Origin of the sequence: Phytoactinopolyspora limicola (genome assembly GCF_011320225.1) — a bacterium.
GTDB classification, from domain to species: Bacteria; Actinomycetota; Actinomycetes; order Jiangellales; family Jiangellaceae; genus Phytoactinopolyspora; species Phytoactinopolyspora limicola.
This window is the reverse complement of the sequence record NZ_JAAOEN010000029.1, coordinates 1-25,315: the sequence shown is the minus strand read 5'-3', so window position 1 is coordinate 25,315 and position 25,315 is coordinate 1. Positions and strand designations below refer to the sequence as shown.

Genomic DNA, 25,315 nt, shown 5'->3' with positions numbered 1-25,315 from the left:
GTTCTGTGCGCGAACTCGACGTCGTCGGCGTCCGGGTGGAGATGCCGTCCAACCAGCCGATCGTGCTGCTGCGCGAGGTCGGTGGTAACCGCTACCTGCCGATCTGGATCGGTGCGGTAGAGGCCACCGCCATCGCCTTTGCTCAGCAGGGTGTGGTGCCGCCCCGACCGCTGACCCATGATCTTTTCAAGGACGTGCTCGAGGCGATGGGAGCATCGCTCGAGCAGGTCCGTATTACCGAGGTCCGTGATGGCACCTACTTCGCGGAGCTGGTTTTTACTGGTGGCGTGGAGGTCAGTTCGCGCCCGTCGGACTCCATCGCGCTGGCGTTGCGGACCGGTTCGCCGATTTACGCGGCCGACGTGTTGCTGGACGAAGCCGGCGTTCTGATGGCTGACGGCGAGGGGCAGGCCGAAGAGGTCGCCGAGGACGAGGTCGCGAAGTTCCGCGAGTTCCTCGACCAGGTGTCGCCCGAAGATTTCCACGGCCAACCGCCGGAGCGTTGAGCACCATGTCTGCCCAGGATCAGCCGGTGCGTCGAGCTCAAGCTGAACTCGAGCTTGAGGCTTGCCCGCGTGTTGCATTGACCCGGAATCGCCTGGGGCCTAGCGTCACTCCTGTCACATCCATAACGAAGGGGACGGCGTGAGCGCAGACAAGACTTCCGGTATCGGTTCGCCGGGGCGTTACGATTCCGCCGCCGGCGCCGTCCACGGTCAGGGACAGCTCTTCGACACCGCCGTCTCCCCGGTGCCCGACGACGTCGGATATCGCGGCCCTACGGCGTGTAACGCCGCCGGTATCACCTACCGGCAGCTCGACTACTGGGCACGCACGGGTTTGGTGGAGCCCACGGTGCGTTCGGCGAAGGGTTCAGGGAGTCAGCGGCTGTACTCGTTCCGCGATGTCCTCGTGCTCAAGATCGTCAAACGGCTCCTCGACACCGGAGTGTCCCTTCAACAGATCCGCCAGGCGGTGAACCATCTCCGCGAACGCGGCGTGGAAGACCTCGCCGGTATCACCCTCATGAGCGACGGCGCCAGCGTCTACGAATGCACCTCTGCCGACGAGGTAGTCGACCTCGTGCAGGGCGGCCAAGGTGTGTTCGGCATCGCGGTTGGCCGGGTGTGGCGGGAGGTTGAGGCCACCCTCGTGGAGCTGCCAGCCGAGCGGCCGGGCGAGGACGGCCAGGAACACCCGGGTGATCAGCTCGCCGCCCGGCGCCGGGCCCGAGAGGCCAAACCGGCCTGAGGGCCTTCGCCCTGGCACCTGGGCTGGGCTCCTGGGGGTCAGGACGCTTCGCTGAACCGCTCTGAGTCGCGGGTGAGCCCCGAGGCGATCACGGTGTCTCCCGGGCGGATGATGGTGTCCGCCGTGGCGTAGGTGAATCCTTCACCAGGCCGTTTGATCGCGACGATCGTCACGCCGTACTCCTGGCGAACCTTGGAGTCACTGAGCCGCTTACCCACGATGTGTGCCGGGGGAGTGGTCTTCACCATGGCGAAGCCGTCCTCGAACTCGATGTAGTCCATCATCCGGCCGCGCACCAGGTGTGCTACCCGGATACCCATGTCGTGTTCGGGTCGGGTGACGTGATGGACACCGATCTGGGTCAGGATACGCGCGTGGGAGTTGCTGATCGCCTTCGCCCAGATGTTGGGGATGCCGATCTCCACCAGCGACGACGCCGTCAGAATGCTCGACTCGATGTCCGAGCCGATGCCGACCACGGCACGGGTGAACTCGTGCACCGACAGTTGCCGCAGCACCTCCACCTTGGTGGTGTCGGCGACGACGGCGTGGGTGAGCCGACCGGAGACGTTCTGGACCTTGTCGGCGTCGGCGTCGATGCCGAGAACCTCGGTCTCCTCCTTCATCAGCTCCAACGCCAGTGATTTGCCGAACCGGCCGAGGCCGCAGACGACCACGACGTTGCTGTCGCGCTGCTTCTTAGCCAATGATCGGCCTCCCTTCGGGATATTCGTACAGGCGTGTGCGCTGCCGCAAGGCTAGGGCAGTGCCGAGGGTGATGGGGCCGAGTCGGCCGACGAACATCAACACGACAAGAAGTCCTTGAATACCGGCAGGGAGGTCGGCGGTGATTCCGGTCGACAATCCCACTGTACAGGCAGCAGATATGACCTCGAACAACACGCGGTCGAGACTGAACAGGTCGGTGACGAAGAGGGTGAACACCGTCGGGATGACCACCAGGGCCACTGTGAGAAGGGCGATGGTCAGTGCTTGGCGCTGAACCCGGGAGCTGATCTGGCGGTCGAAGATGTTGACATGTGGTTCACCGCGAAGCTCGGAGTAGATCACGAAGAACAGCAGCGCGAACGTGGTGACCTTGATCCCGCCGCCGGTGCCAGCGCTGCCGGCGCCGATGAACATCAACACGTCCGTGCCCAGCCAGGTTGCCTCGTTCATCTGCTCCATGTCCAGGCTGTTGAAGCCGGTAGACCGTGGCATAGCGCCGTGGAAGAACCCGTTCAGGAACTTGCCGGCCAGACTCAGCGGACCGAGAGTCTCGTCGTTGCGCCACTCACTGGCCATGATGAACGCGGACCCGAGGATGAGTAGCAGCACGGTCATCGAGACCGTCAGCTTCGTATGGAGGCTCCAGCCACGTGGTTTCAGGAACTGGCGGCGTAGTTCGAGCAGGACGGGAAAGCCGATGCCGCCGCCGATGGCAGCGATGGCGATCGGCAGGAGCACGAATGGGTCGGTGACGAATCCTTCGAGGCTGTCGTTGTAGAGCGAGAAGCCGGCGTTGTTGAACGCGGAGACGGCGTGGAAGGTACCCAGATAGAGGGCACGCCCGAAGGGCTCGTCGTGGCTGATCATGAGCCGCGTGGTCAAGATGATCATCACGGTGGCCTCGAACGTGATGCTGAGCTTGGCGACCCCGGTCACCACCCGCCGGACATCGCCGAGTCCGAGGCTCTTGGTCTCGGCGGCCGTCGTCAACCGGGAACGCAGGTTCATCCTCCGAGAGACCAACACGACGAGGAGCGAGCTCATCGTCATGATGCCGAAGCCACCGACCTGGAACAGGCCCATGATGACGACTTCGCCGAACGTCGACCAATAGTCCGGCGTACTCACGACGATCAGCCCGACGATGCAGACCGCCGACGTCGCCGTGAACAGCGCTTCGATGAAGCTCGCCGACCCAGGGCCCTCGGTCGCGATGGGCAGCATCAGGATCGCCGTGCCGACGGTGACCATGAAGGCGAAACCCGCGACGACGAACTGTGTGGGATGCGTAAATCGCGGCCGGTGCCTCATCAACCATGCCAGCCAGCCGGCGTCGCGTGCCCCCTTGTCCCCGTGCACTCGCGCGACATTACACCGCGTTCACGCAACCGCAACCGATCAGGGCGCCGTGTCGTCAGCGGTTGAGGTAAGGGTCAGCCGATGATCGGCCTCGCCTCCGGAAGTTGGTAGAGAGGCTCCTGCTGCCGGAGGGCAAGGGCACTGGCGAACGTGATGGGTCCGAGGCGGCCGATGAACATGAGCATGACGATCAGCGCTTGGGCGCCGGACGGCAGGTCGGCGGTGATCCCGGTGGACAATCCCACCGTCGAGAACGCTGAGACGACCTCGAACAGTACCTGGTCGGTGGGGACGTCGGTGGTCTCCACGATGATGATCGTCGGAATGACGACGGCCGCCACGCTGAGCAGCGCGACGGTCAACGCCTGGCGTTGAGCCCGGGAGTCCACTTGGCGGTCGAAGACGTTGACCGCCCGCCGGCCGCGGACCTCCGCGAGGAGGACGAAGAACAGCAGGAAGAACGTCGTGACCTTGATGCCGCCCGCGGTACCGGCACTGCCGCCGCCGATGAACATCAGCACGTCGGTCCCGAGCCACGTGCCCTCGGTCATCTCGTCCACATGGAGGCTGTTGAAGCCGGCCGTACGGGGCATCACCGCATGAAAGAAGCCATTCGTCACCTTGGACGGCAGGGAGAGGGATCCGAGGGTGCGCTCGTTGCCCCACTCGCTGAGCAGCATGAAGCCGGTGCCACCCACCAGCAGCAGGGCCGTCGCCCAGACCGTCATCTTGGTGTGGAGGCTCCAACGGCCCGGCCGGCGCAGCTCACGGCGCAGCTCCAGCATGACGGGGAAGCCGATGCCACCACAGATCACCGCGATCGCGATGGGCAGCAGGATCCAAGGGTCGTCGACGAAGCCGACGAGTGAGTCGACATACAGCGAGAATCCGGCGTTGTTGAACGCGGAGATCGCGTGGAACACGCCGAGGTAGGTCGCGCGGCCGAACGGTTCGTCGTAGCCGATCATCAGCCGGGCGGTCAGCAGTATGGCCGTGGCTGCCTCGAAGACGATACTGACCTTCGCCACGCCGAACACCACTCGTCGCACGTCGCCCAGTCCGAGGCTCTTCGTCTCCGCGGCCGTGCTCAGCCGCGAGCGTAGGCCGAGGCGGCGGGAGACCAGGATGACCAGCAGCGACGCCATGGTCATCAGGCCGAAGCCACCGACCTGGATCAACCCGAGGATGACGACCTCACCGAAGGTCGACCAGTAGACGGGTGTATCGACGACGATCAGCCCGGTGACGCACACACCCGAAGTGGCCGTGAACAGCGCCTCGAGGAAGGACGCCGAGCCAGGGCCCTCGCGAGCCACCGGGAGAGAGAGAAGAACCGTTCCGACCGCGATCGCCGTGGCGAAACCAGCGACGACCAACTGTGCGGGGTGGGTGAAGTGCGGGCGCCACCGCGCGATACGGCCTAACCCGCGGCGCACGGCATTGCCCAACCGTCGGAGCAGACTGCGCCCCAGAACTCCCAAGCGACACTTGGCACTCACCTGACGCTACACCGCGACCACCCCTTCCGCTCACGATGCCTGGCCGTGGCTGGCCGTGGCTGGTCGGCCGGTCGCGCTATGCTGGGCCGCATAGCCGTCAACTCCGGCCGGGAGAGTCCCCGTGGCGAGCGCGTGTGCCGCGGCGGGGCGCCGAAGGGGCAACATCCCCGTCAACCTCTCAGGCATCAGGGACCGGCCGGGACAGGCAGCTCTGAAGCGTTGGTCATGGCCGGCGCGACAGAGGGGGAGCGCTCGATGTACACGTAGACCGAGGAGCTCCGAACATGTCGACTTCGTCCCATGCACAGCCGCTGTCCGCTGTCACCAGTGCGGCACCGTTCGTCGCCCGGCACGTCGGCCCACGCGACGACGAGATCTCCACGATGCTGGCCGCGGTCGGCTACGACTCACTCGACGCACTCACCGACGCGGCGGTGCCGGAGACCATCCGCACCGTCGGCGCACTCGACCTGCCGGCACCCGCCACCGAGCTGGAGGCCCTGGAAGAGCTGCGCCAGCTAGCCCGGCGCAACCGGCGACAGACCCAGATGATCGGCCAGGGGTATCACGACACCGTGACCCCGCCGGTGGTGGTCCGCCGGGTGCTGGAGAACCCCGGCTGGTACACCGCCTACACCCCCTACCAGCCGGAGATCTCGCAGGGCCGGTTGGAGGCGTTGCTCAACTTCCAGACCATGGTGGCCGACCTGACCGGCCTGCCCACCGCCAACTCCAGCCTCCTCGACGAAGCCACCGCGGTGGCCGAGGCGATGACCCTGATGCGCCGGTCGGTGCGCGGCGGAACCGATCGACTCGTCGTCGACGCCGACTGCCTGCCGCAGACCATCGCCGTCGTGCAGACCAGGGCCGAGCCGCTGGGAATCACGGTAGAGGTGGCCGACCTCGACGCCGGGCTACCCGACGGCGAACTCTTCGGCGTGGTGCTGCAATATCCGGGTGCCTCCGGGCGGGTACGCGATCTCCGCCCGCTGATCGCCGCGGCCCACGAGCGGGGCGCCCAGGTCACCGTCGCCGCCGATCTGCTCGCGTTGACACTCCTCGCGGCGCCGGGAGAGCTGGGCGCCGACGTCGTCGTTGGTAGCTCTCAACGTTTCGGGGTGCCGCTGGGCTATGGCGGGCCGCACGCCGGATACATGGCGGTCCGCCCCGGCCTGGAGCGCGGTCTTCCCGGCCGGCTCGTCGGGGTGTCGGTCGACGCCGACGGTGCACCGGCGTACCGGCTGGCGCTACAGACCCGCGAACAACACATCCGCCGGGAACGGGCTACCTCCAACATCTGCACCGCTCAGGTATTGCTGGCCGTCGTGGCCTCGATGTATGCCGTCTGGCATGGCCCTGACGGACTCCGCGAGATCGCCGAGCGGGTACACGCCCACGCGTCCACGTTGGCCGTGCAGCTGCGCGCCGGTGGGGTCGAGGTGGTTCACGACACCTTCTTCGACACCGTCCTGGCGCGGGTGCCAGGGCGCGCCGAGGCCGTCGTGGCCGAAGCCGCCGAGCTCGGCATCAACCTCGGCCTCGACGGGCGGGACCGGGTCCGCATCGCCTGCGACGAGGTCACCACCGACGCGGACGTGGCCGTCGTGCTCAAGGCGTTCGGCACGGGACTCGAACCGAGCCACGGCCACGGGCGGGCCATCCCGGACGAGCTGCGCCGGACCACGCCGTTCCTCACCCATCCGGTGTTCAACGCCCACCGTTCCGAAACGGCGATGCTGCGCTACCTGCGTCGGCTGGCGGACAAAGACTACGCACTCGACCGCGGCATGATTCCCCTCGGCTCCTGCACCATGAAGCTCAACGCCGCCACCGAGATGGAGCCGATCACCTGGCCCGGCTTCGCTGGTATCCACCCCTTCGTCCCGGTTGAACAGGCTGAGGGGTACGTCGAGCTGATCCGGCAGCTGGAGCGGTGGCTGGCGACCATCACCGGCTACGCGGCCGTGTCGGTGCAGCCGAACGCCGGCTCCCAAGGGGAACTCGCCGGGCTGCTGGCCATCCGGGCCTACCACCGGTCGCGGGGGGACGATGAGCGCGACGTGTGCCTCATCCCGTCCAGCGCCCATGGCACCAACGCGGCGTCGGCGGTGATGGCCGGCATGCGGGTCGTGGTGGTGGGGGCGGGTGACGACGGCACCGTCGACCTCGACGACCTCCAGGCCAAGATCGGCGAGCACGGTGCCCGCCTGGCCGCGATCATGGTGACGTATCCGTCCACCCACGGGGTGTACGAAGAAGGCATCGGCGACATCGCCAGGCTCGTGCACGACGCCGGCGGCCAGGTGTACGTCGACGGCGCCAACCTCAACGCGCTGGTCGGGCTGGCCAAGCCGGGTGAGTTCGGCGCCGACGTCAGCCACCTCAACCTGCACAAGACCTTCTGCATCCCGCACGGTGGCGGTGGGCCGGGCGTCGGGCCTATCGGCGTTCGGGAACATCTGGCACCGTTCCTGCCCAACCATCCGCTGCTGCCCGAGGCCGGTCCCGCCACCGGTGTGGGCCCGGTGTCCGCCGCACCTTTCGGGTCCGCGTCGATCCTGCCCATCTCGTGGGCGTACATCCGCATGATGGGCCCCGACGGGCTCAAACTGGCCACCCAAACCGCTGTGCTGGCCGCCAACTACGTCGCCGTGCGGCTGCGCGAACACTACCCGGTGCTGTACACGGGGCGAGGTGGCCTCGTCGCCCATGAGTGCATCGTCGACGTCCGGCCGATGACGAAAGCCACCGGCGTCACCGTCGACGACGTCGCCAAACGGCTGATCGACTACGGATTCCACGCACCGACCATGTCATTCCCGGTGCCCGGGACCCTGATGATCGAGCCGACGGAATCCGAGGACCTGGGTGAACTGGACCGCTTCTGCGACGCGATGATCGCTATCCGTGCCGAAGCCGATCGTGTCCAGTCCGGTGAGTGGCCGGCGGACGACAACCCGCTGCGCAACGCACCACACACCGCGGCAGCGCTGGTGGGGGAGTGGCCGCACCCATACTCGCGGGAAGATGCCGTCTACCCGCCTGGAGTGGCCCGCGACGCCAAGTACTGGCCCCCGGTCCGACGCATCGACGGTGCCTACGGCGACCGCAACCTGGTGTGCTCCTGCCCGGCGCCGGAAGCATTCGAGGGCTGACGTCCCCGGCCCCGCGCCGGGAAGTATCAGGGCTTCCCCTCCGGGTGGATGAGCAGAGGTTCCACCCAGGGGCGGACGTCCCTGGCCACAGGACGTCGTACCGTCGTGAAAGGATGGAACCATCCGGCCCGCCACAGCGCGGGGCGGGCGGTACCCCGTTTCACGTTGGCACGGCGGGAAGAGGACGATGCTGGAGGCCTTGGGCGAATTCGCCGATGCGATCCTAGAGGTCGCCCAGGAAGCGATGTCCTCACCATGGATCTACGTCGTCATCCTGTTGTTCGCGGCTATCGACTCCGTCATCCCGGCGGTGCCGGCCGAGACGTTGGTCATCACCGCGGGAGTGTTCGCCGCCAGCGGACCCCCGTCGCTGGGTCTGGTCATTCTGGTCGCGTCGATCGGTGCCTACATCGGCGACCACATGGCGTACACCATCGGTCACTTCGCGGGGCGACGTCTCTACAACCGGGCCAAACCCGGCTCCAAGCTACGCAACGGCTTCGGTTGGGCTGAACAACAACTCCAGGAACGCGGCGGTCTGATCCTCGTCGTCTGCCGGCAGATCCCCGGCGGACGGACCGCCGTCACGCTGACCGCCGGCACCGTCCACTACCCGCTGCGGAAGTTCTCCTTCTTCGAGATCTTCGCCGCGTCGTCGTGGGGTGTGTATGCGGGGCTGATCGGCTACTTCGGTGGTATCACCTTCGGCGAGGAGCCCCTCAAGGGGTTGGCTGTCGGCTTCTCCATCGCCATCGGCATCACCATTCTCGTCGAAGTCAGCCGGTTCTTGATCAACCGTCGCCGGCGCCGGAACGGCGGGGCAGGTGCCAATCAGTCGCCCGCGGATAGGAACGCCCCCGGCAGCGCGGCAGGCGACGCGGATGGCGGCGACACCGACGGCGACGGCGACGCGGAGTTAGAGGTCAGCGGATCTCCCCGCCCCAGTGTTGACACCTGATCTCCGTTTTGTCACCTGATCGTTTCTACCGGGGTGATCAGATGCATGCCCGACGTGTTGATCGCGGTGAACGGCGCCCGTTGGGCATCCGGTTGCGTCTCACGAGGTGGACGGAGAACGATCAGATGCATCAACCGTCGAATACCGTCCGCCAGCGCATCTGATCTTTTCGACGCAGCACCGTGCTTATCGGATGCGGCGTTGGTATCACGGCACGTCCGTGCGGCGAGTTCCTCCAAGATGTTCCGGGGCGGTTCGAGGCTGGGGCCGGGATGCGCCGATGTGTTTCCGGGGCATCGCCGGGGTGACACGTTGACGGCCTCCACATTTCAGACATGTCACCCATAGGAACGAGCGCTGAGCGCACCATGCCCCGTCACACCGTGCCGCCGGCGTGCCGTCCCCCGTCACACCGTGCCGCCCGTGCGCCATGGGGCTGGCCCAGGCCCAGCCGGCATTGTCGGGCACGATCAGATGCGCTGGTGGACGGTATTCGCCGGTTGATGCATCTGATCGTTCTCCGTCCACCTCGTGAGACGCAACCGGATGCCCAACGTGCGCCGTTCACCGCGATCAACACGTCGGGCATGCATCTGATCACCCCGGTAGAAACGATCAGGTGTCAAAACGGAGATCAGGTGCGGAAGCAGGGGATTAGGAGGCTTGGCTGACGGAGGACATGTTGAAGTCCGGTATCCGCACCGCGGGCATCGAGGTGCGCGGGAAGTAGTCGCCGAACTCCCGGCCCAGCGTTGGTGCCGACACACTCGCCTGGGAGATCCGGTCCAGCAGCGACACCGGGCTCTCGTTGAACCGGAAGTTGTTCACCGCCCCGGTGACCTCGCCATTCTCCACGAGGTAGACGCCGTCGCGGGTCAACCCGGTCAGCAGCAGCGTCTGCGGGTCGACCTCGCGGATGTACCACAGGCAGGTGAGCAGTAGCCCGCGCTCCACACCGGCGACGACATCGTCGAGCCCGCCGCGGCTATCGGCGATGTCCATCCCCAGGTTCATGACCCCGAGGGTGGGTGTGAGTCCGGTGCGGCGGGCGGTGTGCCGGGTCTGGATCAGCGCGGCGAGGGTGCCGTCCTTGATCCAGTCGGTGCGCTGCAACGGGTAGCCGTTGTCGAACACGCTTTGTTCTCCGGACGAGGCGTGGGCCAGCGCGACTGGTGCACATTCCAGGCCGGGTGCGGCCGGGTCGGACCAGAGGGTCACTGGCCGCGACGACAGCTTCTCGCCCACTCTGGTGCCGTCGCCCGCTTTGGCGTAGACGGTGCGTCCGTCGTTGGCGTCGCGGGCGCCCATGGTCCAATACGCGTAGATCATGAGGTCGGCCACCGCCGACGGTGGGAGGACGGTGTCGTAACGGCCGGCCGGAAGGTCGACGGTCCGTTCGGCCCAGGCGAGCCTGCGCACCAGTTCAGCGTCGAGCGCCGACACGTCGAACTCCGCCACGTCGGGTGCGGCCTGACCTACCCACGCCGACCGGGTGCGGTCGGCCGATTTGGCGGTGATGCCGATGGAACCGGCCGGCTGTTCGTGCCGGAATCGCCACCCGGTGGAACTCCCGGCGTAGGTGGTCTCGACCTGGTGTTCCAGGTATCCGTACAGCACGCGACCGTCGACGCGGCCCCGGGTGAACGTTTCACCGAGGGCCGGCGCGATCCCCTTGAACGTGCCGGCCGACGTCTGGCCGGGTTCGTCGGACCAGTTGGTGGCGGCATCGCCGTCGAGCAGCGGCTGGGCGTCCTCGGCGGGGCCGTTGTCGCGGGCGGCCCGTTCAGCGAGGCGGACCAGCGGTTCGAGGTCGTCGGCGGCGACGGCGCTGCGGCCCACGATTCCGGAGGAGGCTCCGGTGCCCGCCCCGGCTATGGCGATGACCGTGACCTTGCGGGCTTGCATGACGCCGTTGGTGGTTAGGGTGTTGTTCGCCCATCGCAGATTGGCCGACGACGTCTCGTCAACCAAAACGATCATGCCGTCGGACCGCGACAGCTCTAGGCAGCGTTCGACGATCTCCTGCGGTGTCATCGGCCGGGTCACTGGCCACCCTCCTGCCCCGTGTTCAGAATGTTGATGTCGCGGAACAGCGCGGCCGGACACCCGTGGGAGACCGGCGCGATCTGACCCGGCTGCGCCTTGCCGCAGTTGAAAGCTCCACCAACGACGTATGTCTGCGGGCCGCCGACGGCCTCGAGTGAACCCCAGAAGTCGGTGGTGGTGGCCTGGTAGGCGACGTCGCGCAGCTGACCGTCGAGTTCGCCGTCTTTGATGCGGTAGAACCGCTGGCCGGTGAACTGGAAGTTGTACCGCTGCATGTCGATGGACCATGACTTGTTGCCAACGACGTAGATGCCGTCGTCCACCCGGGAGATCAACTCGTCGATGGAGGGCCCCGCCTCGGCCGGTTGCAGCGAGACGTTGGCCATCCGTTGCACCGGGACGTGTCCGGGAGAGTCGGCGAAGGCACATCCGTTGGACCGGCTGGTGCCGAGTTCGGCGGAGTTGGCGCGGGCCATGGCGCGGTCGAGCTGGTAACCCACGAGTACGCCGTCGCGGACGATGTCCCAGCGTTGCGCCTGCACTCCTTCGTCGTCGTAGCCGATGGTGGCCAGCCCGTGCGGTGTGGTGCGGTCGCCGGTCACCTGCATGGCCGGCGAGCCGTAGCGCAGGGTGCCCAGCTTGTCGAGCGTCGCGAAGGAGGTGCCGGCGTAGTTGGCTTCGTAGCCCAGCGCGCGGTCCAGTTCGGTGGCGTGCCCGATGGACTCGTGGATGGTGAGCCACAGGTTGGATGGATGGATGACGAGGTCGTAGCGGCCCGGTTCGACGGACGGGGCGGCCAGCTTCTCGGCGAGCAGGGGACCCAGCTCGTCGAGGTCGGTATCCCAATCGACGACGCCGTCGGCCCCGGTGACGTACTCCCAGCCGCGCCCGGCCGGAGCGCCGAGGGTGCTCATGGTGTCGAACCGGCCACTGGTGGCGTCGACCGCCAGGGCCTCGAAGAACTGCTGGACCCGCACCCGTTGCTGGGTGGTGACGGTACCGGCGGTGTCGGCGTAGAACTTGTTCTCCAGCACTTGGTCGAGCTGGGCGGTGACGTGGTCGACGCCGGCCATAGCCAGCACCCGTCGAGACCGCTCGGCCAGTAGTTGGATCTTGTCGGCGTCTGGGATGGTGAAAGGATCCACCGCGTAGGCGGAGATCCACGTCACGTCCGCATGGACCGGCTCGGCGGCGATCTCTACCCGGTCCGGGCTGAGATCACGGGCGACCTTGGCCATCTCGACCGCGCGCTGGGCCACGTTGACGGCCTCGTCGGCGGTGAGATCGACGGAGGCGGCGAAACCCCACGTACCCTCGTGCAGGACCCGGACGCTGAACCCGACGTCCTCGCCGTCGCGACTGGTGTCGAGGTTGCCGTCGCGCAGCGTGAGGCCTTGTGAGCGGATGCGTTCGAGGCGGAAGTCGGCGTGTTCGGCGCCTAACCCGCGAGCGTGGTGCAAGGCGGCGTCGGCGAGCTGGCGCATGGGAAGGGCCATGAAGGCCGGGTCGAGATCGTGGGCCACGCACGCGAGCGTATCTCACCTGTCGGTCAAGTGTTCGCTCCGCTCGGCCACGTCACCACCCCCCCCCCAGCCACCGGTGATCGTCAGCAGATTTCTGCCCTCACCCGAGGTGATCGACGGCATGATCCGGTCGCTATAGCGGCGCCAAGTCGACAACGATCACGGCGGTGGAGGGCAGAAATCTGCTGACGATCACCGGTGGGTGGGGGAGCTGGGTGGCCGCGGGCCAGGGAATGCGGAGGGAGGGCGTCCGGAGCCGCGTGGGAAGATGGCGCCATGCTCCGATGGCTCACCGCGGGAGAGTCGCATGGCCCCGCACTCGTCGCGATCCTCGAGGGTCTGCCGGCCGACGTTCACGTCACGAGTGGCGACGTCGCCGCCGCGCTTGCCCGGCGCCGGCTCGGCTACGGGCGTGGCGCGCGGATGTCGTTCGAGGCCGACGAGGTCGAATTCCTCGGTGGCGTCCGCCACGGCCGCACCCTTGGCAGCCCCATCGCGGTGCGGGTGGGTAACACCGAGTGGCCCAAGTGGGAACGGGTGATGGCCGCGGACCCGGTCGATCAGGAGGAGCTCGACGGACTCGCCCGTAATGCGCCGCTGACCCGCCCGCGTCCCGGGCATGCTGACCTCGCCGGTATGCAGAAGTACGGGTTCGACGAGGCCCGCCCGGTGTTGGAGCGGGCCAGCGCCCGCGAGACGGCAGCACGGGTCGCCTTAGGGGCTGTGGCCGCCGCGTTCCTCGCGCAGGCCGGTGGGGTCCGTCTGGTCAGCCACACGGTGGAGCTCGGCACGGTCGCGGTGCCGGCGGGCGGTCCGGTGCCCGGTGCCGACGATGTCGAGAAGCTCGACGCCGACCCCCTGAGGTGTTTCCACGCCGACACCAGCGCCGCCATGGTGGCCGAGGTCGACGCGGCCCGCAAAGCCGGTGACACCCTCGGCGGTGTCGTCGAAGTGGTGGTGCACGGCATGCCTCCCGGCATCGGCAGCTACGTACACGGAGACCGCCGCCTCGACGCCCGGTTGGCTGGTGCGCTCATGGGTATCCAGGCGATCAAAGGTGTCGAGGTGGGCGACGGCTTCGAGCTGGCCCGCACCCGGGGCTCGCGGGCGCAGGACGAGATCGAGCCGGTTGACGGCGGCGGGGTACGTCGCACCTCCGGGCGGTCCGGCGGCATCGAGGGTGGCATGTCCACCGGCGAGGTCATGCGGGTCCGCGCGGCGATGAAGCCGATCTCGACGGTTCCGCGAGCGCTGCGCACCATCGACACGAGCACCGGTGCGGAAGCCAAAGCACACAACCAGCGCTCCGACGTGTGTGCGGTACCGGCGGCGGGTGTGGTGGCCGAGGCGATGGTGGCGCTGGTCCTGGCGCAGGCGGCGCTGGAGAAGCTCGGCGGGGACTCCGTGGCGGAGACGGCCCGCAACCTCCGCGCTTACCTGGACGCCATCCCGGAGAGGTTGTCGGTCCGATGAGCCCCCGCCTGGTGCTGGTGGGCCCGCCCGGGGCGGGCAAGTCGAGTGTCGGGCGCCAGGTCGCCGCGGCGCTTGGTCTTGTCATGCGCGATACCGACGACGACATCGTCGCCACGGCCGGCAAGCCGATCACCGACATCTTCGTCGAGGACGGCGAACCGGAGTTCCGGCGGCTCGAACGGGCGGCCGTCCACCGGGCGCTGGCCGAACACGACGGTGTGCTGGCACTGGGCGGGGGAGCGGTCGGCGATCCTGATACTCGGGCCGAGCTACGCGGGCACACGGTCGTTTTCCTCGACGTCGGGCTTGCTGACGCGGTGTCCCGCGTCGGGCTCAACCAGGATCGTCCGCTGCTGCTGGACAGCCCGCGTGCACAGCTCAAGCGGCTACTCGACCAGCGCCGGCCGTTGTACGAGGAGGTCGCGTCCATCACCGTGGTCAGCTCCGGCCGCGGCGTGACCGAGGTCGCCAAGGATGTGATCGCCCGTGTCTGAGGAACCCGCGGGGGTCGACAGCGCACCCACCCGCATCCGGGTGGGTGGTGAGGCCCCGTACGACGTCGTGGTGGGTTCCGGGCTGCTCGGCGAGTTGCCGGAGCTTCTCGGGCCCGGGGTACAGCGGGTGGGGGTGATCCACCCGGCCGGGTTGCGGGCTACCGCCGACGCCGTCCGGGACGACCTCGTCGGGCAGGGGTTCGAGGCACACGCGATCGAGATTCCCGACGCCGAGGACGCCAAAACCGCCGACGTCGCCGCCTACTGCTGGGCTGTACTCGGCCGTATCGGCATGACCCGGTCCGACGCCATCGTTGGTGTCGGCGGCGGCGCCAGCACCGACCTTGCCGGTTTTGTGGCCGCGACGTGGCTGCGGGGGGTGCGGTGGGTGCCGATCCCGACGACGGTGCTCGGTATGGTCGACGCCGCGGTTGGTGGTAAGACCGGCATCAACACAGCTGAGGGCAAGAACCTGGTCGGCGCGTTCCACCCGCCCGCGGGGGTGCTGTGTGACCTGAACGCGTTGACGACCCTCCCGAAGAACGAATACGTGGCCGGGCTCGCCGAGGTAATCAAGGCGGGGTTCATCGCCGATCCGGTGATCCTCGACATCATCGAGAGCGACCCCGAGGCGGCCGCGCGCCCCGACGGTCCCCACGTGCGGGCTCTCGTCGAGCGATCGGTGCGGGTCAAGGCCGACGTTGTTGGTGCTGATCTACGGGAGTCGGGGCTGCGGGAGATTCTCAACTACGGGCACACCTTGGGCCACGCGGTGGAGAAGGTCGAGCGGTATCGCTGGCGGCACGGCGCGGCGATCTCGGTGGGTATGGTGTTCGCCGCCGAGTTGGGACGGGTGGCGGGCCGGCTCGACGATGCCACGGCGGACCGCCACCGGTCGCTTCTCGAGCGAATGGGCCTGCCGACGAGTTACCCGGCGCAGGCGTGGCCGCGGCTGCTGGACGCCATGCGGGTGGACAAGAAGAGCCGTGGCGACCGGCTGCGTTTCGTCGTCCTCGATGGGCTGGCGAAGCCGGGTATTCTCGACGGCCCGGATCCACAGCTGCTGGTGGCCGCCTATGCGGAGGTATCTGGATAACGTGGCGCCGGGGCAACCCTCCACCGATGTGAGTAGTCGAAAGGCTGAATGGATGACGACGCGGGTGCTGGTGCTGAACGGGCCGAACCTGGGCCGGCTGGGCTCCCGGGAGCCGGACGTGTACGGCGACACGTCGTACACCGGCCTGGTGGAGCAGTGTCAACGCACAGGTGCCGAACTGGGGCTCGAGGTAGAGGTCCGGCAGACCGACGACGAGTCCGAACTGGTGGGATGGCTGCACGAGGCGGCTGACGGCGGCCTCCCGGTGGTGCTGAACCCCGCGGCGTTCACCCATTACTCCTACGCGCTGCGTGATGCCTGCGCCCAGCTGACGGCCCCTTTGGTGGAGGTGCACATCTCCAATCCGGCAGCCCGGGAGACCTTCCGGCACACGAGTGTGGTGGCCGCGGTGGCCACCGGCACCATCGCCGGGTTCGGGCTCGGATCGTACCTGTTGGCCTTACGCGCGGTGGCGCTCGGACTGACCGAAGGCTGAGGTATTACTCCTTCGGTGGTGGTGGCGGCGGGACAAGCGGGCTGATCACATACCCGAGGGCTTGGGCGGCCCGCCGTTGAGCGCCTCGGTAGGTGGCGAAGCCGATCTGTTCCCCGGGTTCGGCCAGCGAGCGGACCACCACATCCGCGACCGCGAGGTGCATCGCCTCCAACGGATGCAGGGCGTAGTGCCGCACGATGGTCAGCGCCGCGCTCTCGGCCAGCGCCGGATCGGCCCGGACGAGTTCGATGGGCCCGTCGGCGGACACCTCTTGGTGTACTTTTTCGATCAAGACGTCCGCGTCCGGCAGCTTCTTGTAACGGCTGGCGCGCACGAGCGTCGACGTGACCTCGATGACGGTGAACGAGGCCGTGACCAGCAGTTTGCCGTTTTCGACGAAGGAACGTGCAACGGCATGGTCTGGCTCGGCGGCCAGGTATGAACGGGTCAGGACCGATGAGTCGACATACGTCAGTACCGCATCCACCACCCTCATTCCCCTCTCGTCATGAACCTGGCCGTCCCCGGGTCGCGGGTTCTTAGCCCGGCTCGTTGTCGGATCCTTCGGTGACCGGGGCGATGCCCTCACTGGCCTTCAACGCGGCGGCGAAGCGGTCGGGCGGTACCGGAGGGGCCGGAGTCTCCACGAGAACCCCCATCTTGCGGGCTTTCTCGCGGAGCCGATAACGCCGGGTGACGATGCCGTTGGATGTCGTCTCGGCCGGCGCTGCGGCATCCAGCACCTGGTTGGCCAAGGCGTTGACCGAGATACCTTCTCGTTTCGCTTTCGCGGTCAGGCGTGCGTGGAGATCGTCGGGTATCCGTACCAAGAGCTGACGCATGTTGACCAGCGTAGTTCGGGTGGAGAGAAAATGCTAGCGCTGCGGTGCTATCAAAATCGACTAGGCGTCACAAGGCGTTCACGAAGCGACGGGCGTCCTTGGCGTTCATCCCGGTTCGATCACGCAGCAGCTGGATGGCGGCGTTGCGCTTGTGCGGGTCCTGAGCGACCAACAGGTGCAGCCGATTGAGGAGATCGTCGTCGACGACGGCGTTGGGCCCGGACTCCGTGGACTGTTGGGGGGTGGAGGGGTCGGGGAACGTCTTGCCGACCATCAGGGTCTGCACGACGACGGTGGCCTCGTGCGGCGTCAGCCGGGCCTGTTTGCGGAGGTGTTTGATCGCTTCTTCGGTGTGTCCGTGGTGCGCCAGATTGCGCACCTCTTCTTGTAGTTTCAGGTCGAGTTCGACGTCGGGAAGGTTGGTGTACTCACCAGGGGAACCACCGCGTTCGGTGTTGCGTCGCAGGATCATGATGCTCGCCGCGATGGCGAGAGCGAGGGCGACGATCAGACCCACCTCGACCATGATCAAAATGGTAACCGACAACTGGCCGTCCCAGGGGGTGAAATCCGTATATCGATACGAGCGGTCGCCGTTGGGCCTGGAGAGCGGTCAGGCTGCCCCGCGCCGCGGGCGGCGGTCGGACAAAGGAGTGGTCCGGCCGCCCGGAGTGGTGGGCCCGCGGCGCGGGGACGTAGAGCCCGCCGGGCATCCATGACGGTGGACCTCATAAGGTCGGTACATGCCCGAACAGCATGCCGACCGCCGCGCCCGCCTGGCGGCGCACCTCGTTGCCCGTGACCTCCCCGCGGCGCTGATCACCAGATTGGTCAATGTGCGTTACCTGACCGGGCTGAGCAGCAGCAACGCCGCTGTCCTGGTCACCGCGGACGGTGCTGCCACCCTCGCCACCGACGGGCGGTACGCCACGGCGGCCAGAGCTGCCGCACCCGACGTCGAGCTCGTGGTGGTACGGCCGGTCGCGGTCGAACTGGCCCAACGGGCCTCGGCGGCCGGAGCGGGGCGGGTAGCGGTCGAGGCACATGACATGACGCTGGAACTCGCCGGAGCGGTCGAGGCGGCCGGTTCGATCGAGTTGACCCACCTCGGGCGCGCGGTCGAAGAGTTGCGGGCGGTCAAAGACGACGCCGAGCTGGAGGCGCTGCGGCGGGCATGTGAGATCTCCTGCCGGGCCTTGGAGGAGTTGTTCGAGGCCGGTGGGTTACGTGGCCGTTCCGAGCAGGACATCGCCCGCGACCTCGAATGGCGCATGTATCAACTCGGCGCCGCGGGGATCGCCTTCGAGACCATCGTGGCCACGGGCGCCAACAGCGCGATACCCCACCATCGGCCCACCGGGGCCGTGGTCGAGCGCGGCGACCTGCTCAAGATCGACTTTGGGGCGCAATACGCGGGTTACCACGCCGACTGCACCCGCACCTGCGTGGTGGGAGCCCAGCCGGCGGACTGGCAGCGTGAGATCTATGACATCGTCGCGACGGCTCAACGGGCCGGCCGGGCCGCCGTGACACCGGGCGGGGAGTGCATCGGGGTCGACGACGCCGCTCGTCAGGTGATTACGGAGGCCGGCTACCACGAGCAGTTCGGGCACGGCACCGGACACGGCGTGGGCCTCGAGGTCCATGAGGCGCCGACACTCGGGTACAGCGCGGTGGGTACACTGTCCGAGCGCATGACGGTGACCGTCGAACCCGGTATCTATCTGCCGGGCCGCGGCGGCGTCCGGATCGAGGACACACTGGCGGTGTGGAACGGTGGCCCGGAGCTGCTCACGCCGTTGACCAAGGACCTACTGGTGCTCGACGCCTGAGCGTCGACACCGAACGACGACGAAGAGGCACTACTGACGTGGCGACCACCAACGACCTCAAGAACGGCCTGGTGCTGAACCTGGACGGCCAGCTGTGGACGGTGCAGGAGTTTCAGCACGTCAAGCCCGGCAAAGGTGGTGCGTTCGTGCGCACCAAACTCAAACACGTGCTGTCCGGCAAGGTTGTCGACAAGACATTCAACGCCGGCGTCAAGGTCGAGACCGCCAACGTCGACAAGCGGGAGATGACCTACCTTTACCGCGACGGCGACGCCTTCGTGTTCATGGACACTCAGTCGTACGAGCAGTCTCACGTCCCCGCGGAAACCGTCGGAGACGCCCAGAACTACCTGCTGGAGAACCAGGACGCGGTCGTCGGGCTCCACGACGGCAACCCGTTGTTCGTGGAACTCCCCGCGTCGGTGGTACTGACCATCGAATACACCGAGCCGGGGGTACAGGGCGACCGATCGACCGGAGGCAACAAGCCGGCCCGGTTGGAGACCGGCCACGAGATCGCGGTGCCGCTGTTCATCACCACCGGCGAGAAGGTCAAGGTCGACACCCGCGACGGCTCCTACCTCGGCCGCGCGTCCTGATCGCCGGACTGGACTGAAACCTCCCCATGCCTGCCCGCACCCGCGCCCGCAAGCGGGCATTGGACATCCTCTTCGAGTCCGAGCAGCAGGGACTCGCCCTCGGATCTACCCTGTCGCGGTGGATCGCCGCTGGTCATCCACCAGTCAACGAGTACACCGTGGCGCTGGTGGAGGGGGTGATGGTGCACCGCGAACGGATCGACGAGTTGCTCACCGCCTACGCCGAGGGATGGACGCTGGTGCGGATGCCCGCGGTGGACCGCAACGTCCTGCGGCTCGGTGCGTACGAGATTCTCTACCGCGACGACGTGCCCGACCCGGTGGCCATCAGCGAGGCGGTGTCGCTGGTGCGGGAGTTGTCCACCGACGAGTCGCCGGGGTTCGTGAACGGGTTGTTGGCCCGGCTGGTGGCGGTGAAACCCACCCTCGGCGGCTGATCGGCCGTCGAGGGTGGAATTCCACCGGCCAGGTAGGGTGTGCTCAGTCGCGGTTGGTGTCGTCACCGCGGTTGCGGTTGAAGATGTTGTCGAAGATCTTTCCACCGGCGTCCTGGGCGCCACCAGCGACGTCGCGCAGGATCTTGATGAGCGGATCCGCCGAGCGAGCCCACGCCTCTTGGTAAGACTTGGCCGCGTTCCGGGCCTCTTGACTGATCGAGGCGTCGGCGTCGTCGGTGCGGAGCGGATAGTCACCGGCCAGAATCCGGCTGTATTCACCCGATCCCGCCCAATGATCAAGCTCGGCGAGCCGGACGACGGCGTGGGGATGGGTCCGGCCCATGAGGCTGAGCAGCTTGATCAGGCCGTCGCGGGCGTCTTCGGCGGCGTCGTACTCTCTGGCCTGCTGCAGGAACGCCTCGATGTCCATCTCGGCGAGGCGGGAGCCACCAGCGAGCTTCATCAACGCGCGCTTGGCCGCGTCGGGGTCCTGGAGGGTCAACAGCCCGGCGCGGTCGGCCGACAGCTCGGACTTGCGGTGCCACTCTTCCAGCGCCAGCACGATAGCGCGCAGACCGAAGTAACCAACGGGCAGCCACGCCACCCGCAGCGCCAGATTGGTCAGCGCGAGCAGCAGGGTGCGGTAGAGGGCATGACCGGAGAGGATATGACCCACCTCGTGGCCGACGACGAACCGGCGCTCCTCGGCGTCGAGCAGGTCGAACAGACCGGTACTCACCACGATGAACGGTTTGTCCTTGCCGATGGCCATAGCCTTCGGCACGGGGTCCAACACGATGTAGAGGTCGGGCACGGCGCGCAAGTCGAGGATGTGCGCGGCGTCGACGACGTCCTGATGCACGGCGGCGAACTGCGTCTCGCCCACGCGCACGGCGCCGGAGAGGAAATGCAGACGGAGGGCGCGCTCGCTGAACAGGCCGGCCATCTTGCGCAGCACGGTATCGAAGCCGCGCAGAGACCGGAGAGCCACGAGCGCACCGCGATCGGCAGGATGCTCGTAGGCGCGGGAGCTGATGTCGGGGAAGCGGATACGGGTGCGGTCGGGCGTTGTGGCCATACCGGCCATCGTATGCACAATCGGCCGCCGCGGAAGACCATGACGTTTGTCATGTCCGGTCCGGGAGGTTCACACGAGAACTGATGGGGCAGCTCACCGCCGCCGACGCCGGACGGCGGAGACGATGGATCCAGCCGATCCAACCAGAAGCCGATCCAGGTAACCGATCCATGTAACCGATCCATGTACTAGGGGGAACATATGGCCGACGTCATCGAAGTGGACCGACTTCGCCGCCGTTATGCCGGCGGATTCGAGGCCGTCCGCGAGATCACCTTCGGCGTGCGCACGGGGGAACTGTTCGCTTTGCTCGGCACCAACGGAGCGGGCAAGACGTCGACGCTCGAGGTGATCGAAGGTCTGGCCCCGGCCAGTGGAGGCCAGGTGCGCGTTCTGGGACGTGATCCGTACCGGGACCGCGCCTCCGTGCGCCCCAGAGTTGGCATCATGCTTCAGGAAGGTGGCTTGCCCGGTGATCTCACCGCGGCCGAGACGGCGGCTATGTGGGCGGGCACGCTGACCTCGGCTCGCCCGGTGGGCGACGCGCTGGAGATGGTGGGCCTCTCCGAGCGGGCCGACGTCGCTGTTAAGCAGCTCTCCGGGGGTGAACGTCGCCGGCTCGACATCGCCCTGGCGGTGCTCGGCCGACCGGAGGTGTTGTTCCTCGACGAACCGACCACCGGGCTCGATCCCGAAAGCCGGCGGCAGACGTGGGAGATGATCCGCGGCCTGCTCGACGCCGGCACGACGGTGCTCCTGACGACGCACTACCTCGATGAGGCGGAGGCGCTGGCCGATCGGCTGGCGATCATGCATCGTGGGCGGATCGCCCGCACGGGCACCGTCGAGGAGGTGGTGGCCAGCCAGCCGGCGACTATCGACTTCGGCATCGGCGACGGCTGGCGGCGCGACCAACTGCCGGAGCTGGCCGGCACCGTTCTCGTCGACGACGGCCAGCGCATCACCGTACAGACCGAAGCCCTCCAGCGCACGCTGACCCAGCTACTCAGGTGGGCCGACGACAACGACGTCACCTTGCACGGGCTGGCCGCCCGCCCGGCATCACTCGAGCAGGTCTTCCTGGCGGTGGCCGACGACACGAGCGACGTAGGCGACGCCGACGACACGTCGATGGACCTGACGCCTGGACCGAGCATGGCCCGGCGGATCTTGACCGGCGCTACCACGAAGGGAACGAACAGATGAGCCGCGTCGATAGTGAAGCCAGGGCCCGCGCAGGTTCGGGCGCACCCGGACGGACACCGACGCCGGCCCGGATCTTCGGGTCGGTCCGCCGGGTCACCTCGCTGAGCCGGGCCGAACTGCGGCTCCTGCTCCGCAACCGGACCGCCCTGTTCGTCGGCGCGGCGTTGCCGCTTCTGACGGTGGTGTTCTTACGTGGCGTCGACGCACACGAGGACAGCGGTTTCGATGCCGCGCAGCTCACCGTGGTGTCGATGATCGGGCTGGCGTTGCTGTACGTCGTTTACTACAACCTGGTCAGCACTTACGTGGCGCGCCGTGAGGAACTCGTCCTCAAGCGGCTGCGAGCAGGTGAGTTGTCGGATCCGGAGATCCTGCTTGGGGTGGCGGTTCCGGCCGTGGCCCTGGCCGTGGCACAGATCATCCTGGTGACCCTGGGGGCGTTCGTGCTCCTGGACCTGTCGGTGCCGGTGAATCCGTTGCTCATCGTGGTAGCCGTCATCGGCGGGATCGCGGTGTTCGTGCTGCTTGCGGCGGCGTCGACGGCCATGACCCGCAACGTCGAGATGGCTCAGATGAGCACCTTGCCGCTGTTCGCCGTGTGTGTGATCTTCTCCGGGCTCTTCATCCCGCTCGACTCGTTGCCCGACACGCTCGGTGACGTCGCGAGTTACCTGCCGTTGACTCCGGTGGTGGAGCTGTGCAACCTCGGCTGGTCCGGGACGATCGGCCCGGACGCACCGGTCGATTTCGCGGCGACGTTCGGGGAGGCGGCCGCGCCGACGGTGATCCTCGTGGCGTGGATTGTCATCGGTGCCTGGCTGACCCGGCGCGGCTTCCGCTGGGAACCTCGTCGCTGAATGGGTGCGGTCTGAGAGGCTTGACGCGTGTCGATCTGGGTTGAGCGGCTGCGAAACGGCAGCGGCGCGCAACGCTTCGACCTCTATAGCCGGGGGTCGCTCTACGCACTGTGCGGAGCCGAGGCGTTCTTCGCGGTGATGATCGCGGTGAACGCCGACCAACCGGCACCGCACTGGGTAGTGCTCTTCATCGCGCTAGCCGTCGGGCATGTCGGCACCGGCATCGCCGTCATCCACCAGGGCATCGACACGGCGCTGGCCGGCGGGTCCCGGCCGGCCGGGCTGCTCGCACTCCACCTCGCGATAGCGGGCTGCGGTGTGGTGACGGCGCTGCTCATGTTCCCAGCCGAAGGTGACCTCGCCGCGAACCGGGAGGGTGCGGCGTTCGGTGTTGCCGTGTTCGGTGTGTACGCCGTGGTCGCGTTGACCCCGTGGCTGACGCTCCGACGGCTGATGCCGGTCTGTGCGGCGACCGCGGCGATCCTCGGCGGGTTCGCCTTCGTCTCAGGCTGGCCGGCGCGGTCCGCGCTTGCCTTGGCGATCAGCTCGCTGATTGCCGCGGGGGCGGGGACATTCACCTACCGGATGTCGATCTGGATGCTCGTCGTGATGTGGGAGCTGGAACGCGGCCGGGACACGGAGACGCGGCTGGCGGTTGCGGAGGAGAGGTTGCGCTTCGCCCGCGATCTGCATGACGTGCTCGGCCGCAACCTGTCGGTGATCGCCCTCAAGAGCGAGCTGGGCGCGCAGCTGGCCAGGCGTGGCCGCGCCGAGCCGGCGGCGGCGGAGATGCTGGAGGTCCATACCATCGCGCAGGACTCGCTCCGGGAGGTCCGAGAGGTAGTGCGAGGCGCGCGGCAGGCAGATCTGACGGCGGAGCTGGCCGGTGCCCGGTCGGTGCTACGCTCCGCCGGCGCGCGGAGCCGGATCATCGGCGCCGACGTCGAGGTGTCCGGGCCGGTGCAGGAAGCGCTGGCCTGGGTGGTCCGAGAAGGGACCACGAACGTGTTACGCCACAGCGACGCCACGGAGTGTGTCATCACCGTCGATGTGAGCGCCGACGGATGGGCGACGGTGACCATGGAGAACGACCACATCCACGATCGGCCGCCGGGAACTCCGGCGCGGCCCGGCTCCGGCCTGACCGGTCTGGCCGAACGGCTGGAGCGGCTCGGAGGGTCCCTGACGGCCGGACCGGTCGACGGTGGACGTTTCCGGCTGACGGCGTCGGTCCCGGTCGACTCTGGCAGCCAAGACCCCGCGGGGGCGACAACGAACGGGGCGACACGATGACTCAACCCGGGACCGAGACTGGGCCCGAGACTGGGACCGCGGGTGGCAGTGCTGAGGGTGGCGCTGAGCCCATCCGGGTGTTGCTGGCCGACGACGAGAACTTGGTGCGCAGCGCGTTGCGCGCGTTGATGCAGCTAGAAGATGACTTGGACGTCGTGGCGGAGGCCGCGTCCGGTGCCGAGGCGCTGGCGATGGCCCGAACCCATCGGCCCGACGTCGCCGTGCTCGACCTTCAGATGCCGGACATGGATGGCATCGCCGTGGCCGAGGCACTGCACCAGGAACTTCCCAGCTGCCGGACCGTGATCGTCACCAGCCACGGCCGGCCCGGGTATCTCAAGCGGGCGTTGTCGGTGGGAGTGCGCGGGTTCTTGCCCAAGACCGTATCGGCCGGGGTGCTGGCCGATGTGGTCCGCACGCTGCACGCCGGTGGACGGTACGTCGACCCGGAGCTGGCGGCCGAGGCGATCGGCGCGGGAGACAGTCCCTTGACCGCCCGTGAGTCCGACGTTCTGGAGCTGGCGGCCGAGGGAGCTCCCGTCGAAGAGATAGCCGAGCGGGCGGCACTGACACCAGGCACCGTGCGCAACTATCTATCGTCGGCTACGGCCAAGCTTGGCGCGGCCAACCGCCACGAAGCGGTTCATGTCGCCCGTCGGCACGGTTGGATCTGAGCTCGCCAGCACGATACACACCCGGATTTTGTTGAATTGTTCACGTTTGGCCGGCCCGGTGCCTGACTGCTGGGGACCAAGACGTCTACCATGGAGCCACGACCGCCCATTGGTTATGCCTGCCCTGCGGCATCCGGTCGACGTGTGCTCAATGCCGCGCTCGATGCCGAGATGCCAGGGTGTACCCGGATCTTGCGAGACCGGGTCGTGGGCGTCGTATGGTCGAAGTTCTTGTGGTGCCCCTGCCAACGTCGCCAGTGGGTAGTGCCCGTCCGAAGCTCGAGAGGTGCTTATGACTTTGACGTATGACGCTGCTGCGTCTTCGGGTTCGCCGTCGGGGCGGCGGTTTCGTGCTTACACGTCGCGGCATTTGGATGAGTTGACGGCGCGGGCGGGGTTGGGTGAGGCGGAGCGGTTG

At 67.6% G+C, this 25,315-nt stretch carries 24 protein-coding genes and 1 riboswitch; of the genes, 15 read left to right on the top strand and 9 right to left on the bottom strand.

The genetic code is table 11. From position 1 onward, the window contains the following. Positions 1-5 precede the first annotated feature (5 nt). On the top strand, positions 6-506 hold the full coding sequence (locus G8760_RS28975) for a bifunctional nuclease family protein (RefSeq protein ID WP_166356291.1): 501 nt from the start codon (positions 6-8) through the stop codon (positions 504-506). Between the two features lie 163 nt (positions 507-669). Continuing rightward, positions 670-1,251, top strand: coding sequence for a MerR family transcriptional regulator (locus G8760_RS28970; protein ID WP_166356310.1), 582 nt, complete (start codon positions 670-672; stop codon positions 1,249-1,251). Between the two features lie 38 nt (positions 1,252-1,289). Here G8760_RS28970 and G8760_RS28965 read toward each other — a convergent pair whose 3' ends face one another. From G8760_RS28965 to G8760_RS28955, 3 genes are all read right to left on the bottom strand, one after another. Continuing rightward, positions 1,290-1,928 (bottom strand): potassium channel family protein, encoded by a 639-nt coding sequence (locus G8760_RS28965; RefSeq protein ID WP_166356308.1) that lies wholly within the window; start codon positions 1,926-1,928, stop codon positions 1,290-1,292. 22 nt (positions 1,929-1,950) lie between these two features. Then, the gene (locus tag G8760_RS28960) at positions 1,951-3,339 is read right to left on the bottom strand and encodes a TrkH family potassium uptake protein (protein WP_207782846.1); all 1,389 of its coding nucleotides are present in this window, start codon (positions 3,337-3,339) and stop codon (positions 1,951-1,953) included. Between the two features lie 74 nt (positions 3,340-3,413). Continuing rightward, the gene (locus G8760_RS28955; RefSeq protein ID WP_207782845.1) at positions 3,414-4,787 is read right to left on the bottom strand and encodes a TrkH family potassium uptake protein; all 1,374 of its coding nucleotides are present in this window, start codon (positions 4,785-4,787) and stop codon (positions 3,414-3,416) included. Positions 4,788-4,936: 149 nt separating this feature from the next. Beyond that, positions 4,937-5,043, top strand: a riboswitch (glycine riboswitch). A 79-nt stretch (positions 5,044-5,122) separates the two neighbouring features. Between G8760_RS28955 and gcvP the strand changes: the two genes are divergently transcribed. Both gcvP and G8760_RS28945 read left to right on the top strand, forming a co-directional pair. Then, positions 5,123-7,993 (top strand): aminomethyl-transferring glycine dehydrogenase, encoded by a 2,871-nt coding sequence (gene gcvP, locus G8760_RS28950; RefSeq protein ID WP_166356290.1) that lies wholly within the window; start codon positions 5,123-5,125, stop codon positions 7,991-7,993. A 187-nt stretch (positions 7,994-8,180) separates the two neighbouring features. Continuing rightward, complete coding sequence (locus G8760_RS28945) at positions 8,181-8,951, top strand: DedA family protein (protein WP_166356289.1); 771 nt, start codon at positions 8,181-8,183, stop codon at positions 8,949-8,951. A 654-nt stretch (positions 8,952-9,605) separates the two neighbouring features. On the opposite strand, the gene G8760_RS28940 is transcribed toward G8760_RS28945, so the two are convergent. Further along, positions 9,606-10,985 (bottom strand): metallopeptidase TldD-related protein, encoded by a 1,380-nt coding sequence (locus tag G8760_RS28940; RefSeq protein WP_166356306.1) that lies wholly within the window; start codon positions 10,983-10,985, stop codon positions 9,606-9,608. Positions 10,986-10,993: 8 nt separating this feature from the next. Continuing rightward, complete coding sequence (locus tag G8760_RS28935; protein WP_166356288.1) at positions 10,994-12,520, bottom strand: TldD/PmbA family protein; 1,527 nt, start codon at positions 12,518-12,520, stop codon at positions 10,994-10,996. 276 nt (positions 12,521-12,796) lie between these two features. On the opposite strand from G8760_RS28935, the gene aroC reads away from it, so the two are divergent. From aroC to aroQ, 4 genes are read left to right on the top strand one after another with little or no spacing between them, the layout of a single operon-like run. Further along, positions 12,797-13,993: a chorismate synthase gene (aroC, locus tag G8760_RS28930; RefSeq protein WP_166356287.1), complete on the top strand. Its 1,197-nt coding sequence runs from the start codon at positions 12,797-12,799 to the stop codon at positions 13,991-13,993. Further along, on the top strand, positions 13,990-14,487 hold the full coding sequence (locus G8760_RS28925; protein ID WP_166356286.1) for a shikimate kinase: 498 nt from the start codon (positions 13,990-13,992) through the stop codon (positions 14,485-14,487). Before aroC ends, G8760_RS28925 begins: the two co-directional genes overlap by 4 nt. Next, the gene (gene aroB, locus G8760_RS28920; protein ID WP_166356285.1) at positions 14,480-15,583 is read left to right on the top strand and encodes a 3-dehydroquinate synthase; all 1,104 of its coding nucleotides are present in this window, start codon (positions 14,480-14,482) and stop codon (positions 15,581-15,583) included. The genes G8760_RS28925 and aroB overlap by 8 nt, the downstream gene beginning before the upstream one ends. Positions 15,584-15,635: 52 nt before the next feature. Continuing rightward, positions 15,636-16,079 carry a type II 3-dehydroquinate dehydratase gene (gene aroQ / locus G8760_RS28915; protein ID WP_166356284.1) on the top strand — a complete coding sequence of 148 codons (444 nt, stop codon included), beginning with the start codon at positions 15,636-15,638 and terminating at the stop codon, positions 16,077-16,079. A gap of 4 nt (positions 16,080-16,083) precedes the next feature. On the opposite strand, the gene G8760_RS28910 is transcribed toward aroQ, so the two are convergent. From G8760_RS28910 to G8760_RS28900, 3 genes are all read right to left on the bottom strand, one after another. Next, the gene (locus G8760_RS28910; protein ID WP_166356283.1) at positions 16,084-16,575 is read right to left on the bottom strand and encodes a PIN domain-containing protein; all 492 of its coding nucleotides are present in this window, start codon (positions 16,573-16,575) and stop codon (positions 16,084-16,086) included. A gap of 43 nt (positions 16,576-16,618) precedes the next feature. Beyond that, complete coding sequence (locus tag G8760_RS28905; RefSeq protein ID WP_166356282.1) at positions 16,619-16,921, bottom strand: toxin-antitoxin system HicB family antitoxin; 303 nt, start codon at positions 16,919-16,921, stop codon at positions 16,619-16,621. A gap of 67 nt (positions 16,922-16,988) precedes the next feature. Beyond that, positions 16,989-17,447 (bottom strand): hypothetical protein, encoded by a 459-nt coding sequence (locus tag G8760_RS28900; protein ID WP_166356281.1) that lies wholly within the window; start codon positions 17,445-17,447, stop codon positions 16,989-16,991. Positions 17,448-17,664: 217 nt separating this feature from the next. On the opposite strand from G8760_RS28900, the gene G8760_RS28895 reads away from it, so the two are divergent. Genes G8760_RS28895 through nusB form a run of 3 tightly spaced genes read left to right on the top strand, consistent with a single transcriptional unit; the run spans position 17,665 to position 19,789 of the window. Further along, positions 17,665-18,753 (top strand): M24 family metallopeptidase, encoded by a 1,089-nt coding sequence (locus G8760_RS28895; RefSeq protein WP_166356280.1) that lies wholly within the window; start codon positions 17,665-17,667, stop codon positions 18,751-18,753. A 38-nt stretch (positions 18,754-18,791) separates the two neighbouring features. Further along, entirely contained in the window at positions 18,792-19,352 is a 561-nt protein-coding gene (efp, locus tag G8760_RS28890; RefSeq protein WP_166356279.1) for an elongation factor P, read from the top strand. A 26-nt stretch (positions 19,353-19,378) separates the two neighbouring features. Then, positions 19,379-19,789: a transcription antitermination factor NusB gene (gene nusB, locus G8760_RS28885; RefSeq protein WP_166356278.1), complete on the top strand. Its 411-nt coding sequence runs from the start codon at positions 19,379-19,381 to the stop codon at positions 19,787-19,789. A gap of 43 nt (positions 19,790-19,832) precedes the next feature. On the opposite strand, the gene G8760_RS28880 is transcribed toward nusB, so the two are convergent. After that, the gene (locus G8760_RS28880) at positions 19,833-20,867 is read right to left on the bottom strand and encodes a M48 family metallopeptidase (RefSeq protein ID WP_166356277.1); all 1,035 of its coding nucleotides are present in this window, start codon (positions 20,865-20,867) and stop codon (positions 19,833-19,835) included. A gap of 201 nt (positions 20,868-21,068) precedes the next feature. On the opposite strand from G8760_RS28880, the gene G8760_RS28875 reads away from it, so the two are divergent. The 4 genes from G8760_RS28875 to G8760_RS28860 are packed head-to-tail and all read left to right on the top strand — an operon-like array spanning position 21,069 to position 24,897. Then, positions 21,069-22,073 (top strand): ABC transporter ATP-binding protein, encoded by a 1,005-nt coding sequence (locus G8760_RS28875; RefSeq protein ID WP_166356276.1) that lies wholly within the window; start codon positions 21,069-21,071, stop codon positions 22,071-22,073. Further along, a complete protein-coding gene (locus G8760_RS28870) occupies positions 22,070-22,930 on the top strand; it encodes an ABC transporter permease (protein ID WP_166356275.1) in 861 nt (286 codons plus the stop codon). Before G8760_RS28875 ends, G8760_RS28870 begins: the two co-directional genes overlap by 4 nt. 27 nt (positions 22,931-22,957) lie before the next feature. Then, a complete protein-coding gene (locus G8760_RS28865) occupies positions 22,958-24,223 on the top strand; it encodes a sensor histidine kinase (RefSeq protein ID WP_166356274.1) in 1,266 nt (421 codons plus the stop codon). Continuing rightward, positions 24,220-24,897 carry a response regulator transcription factor gene (locus G8760_RS28860; RefSeq protein WP_166356273.1) on the top strand — a complete coding sequence of 226 codons (678 nt, stop codon included), beginning with the start codon at positions 24,220-24,222 and terminating at the stop codon, positions 24,895-24,897. The genes G8760_RS28865 and G8760_RS28860 overlap by 4 nt, the downstream gene beginning before the upstream one ends. The last annotated feature ends 418 nt before the right edge of the window (positions 24,898-25,315 follow it).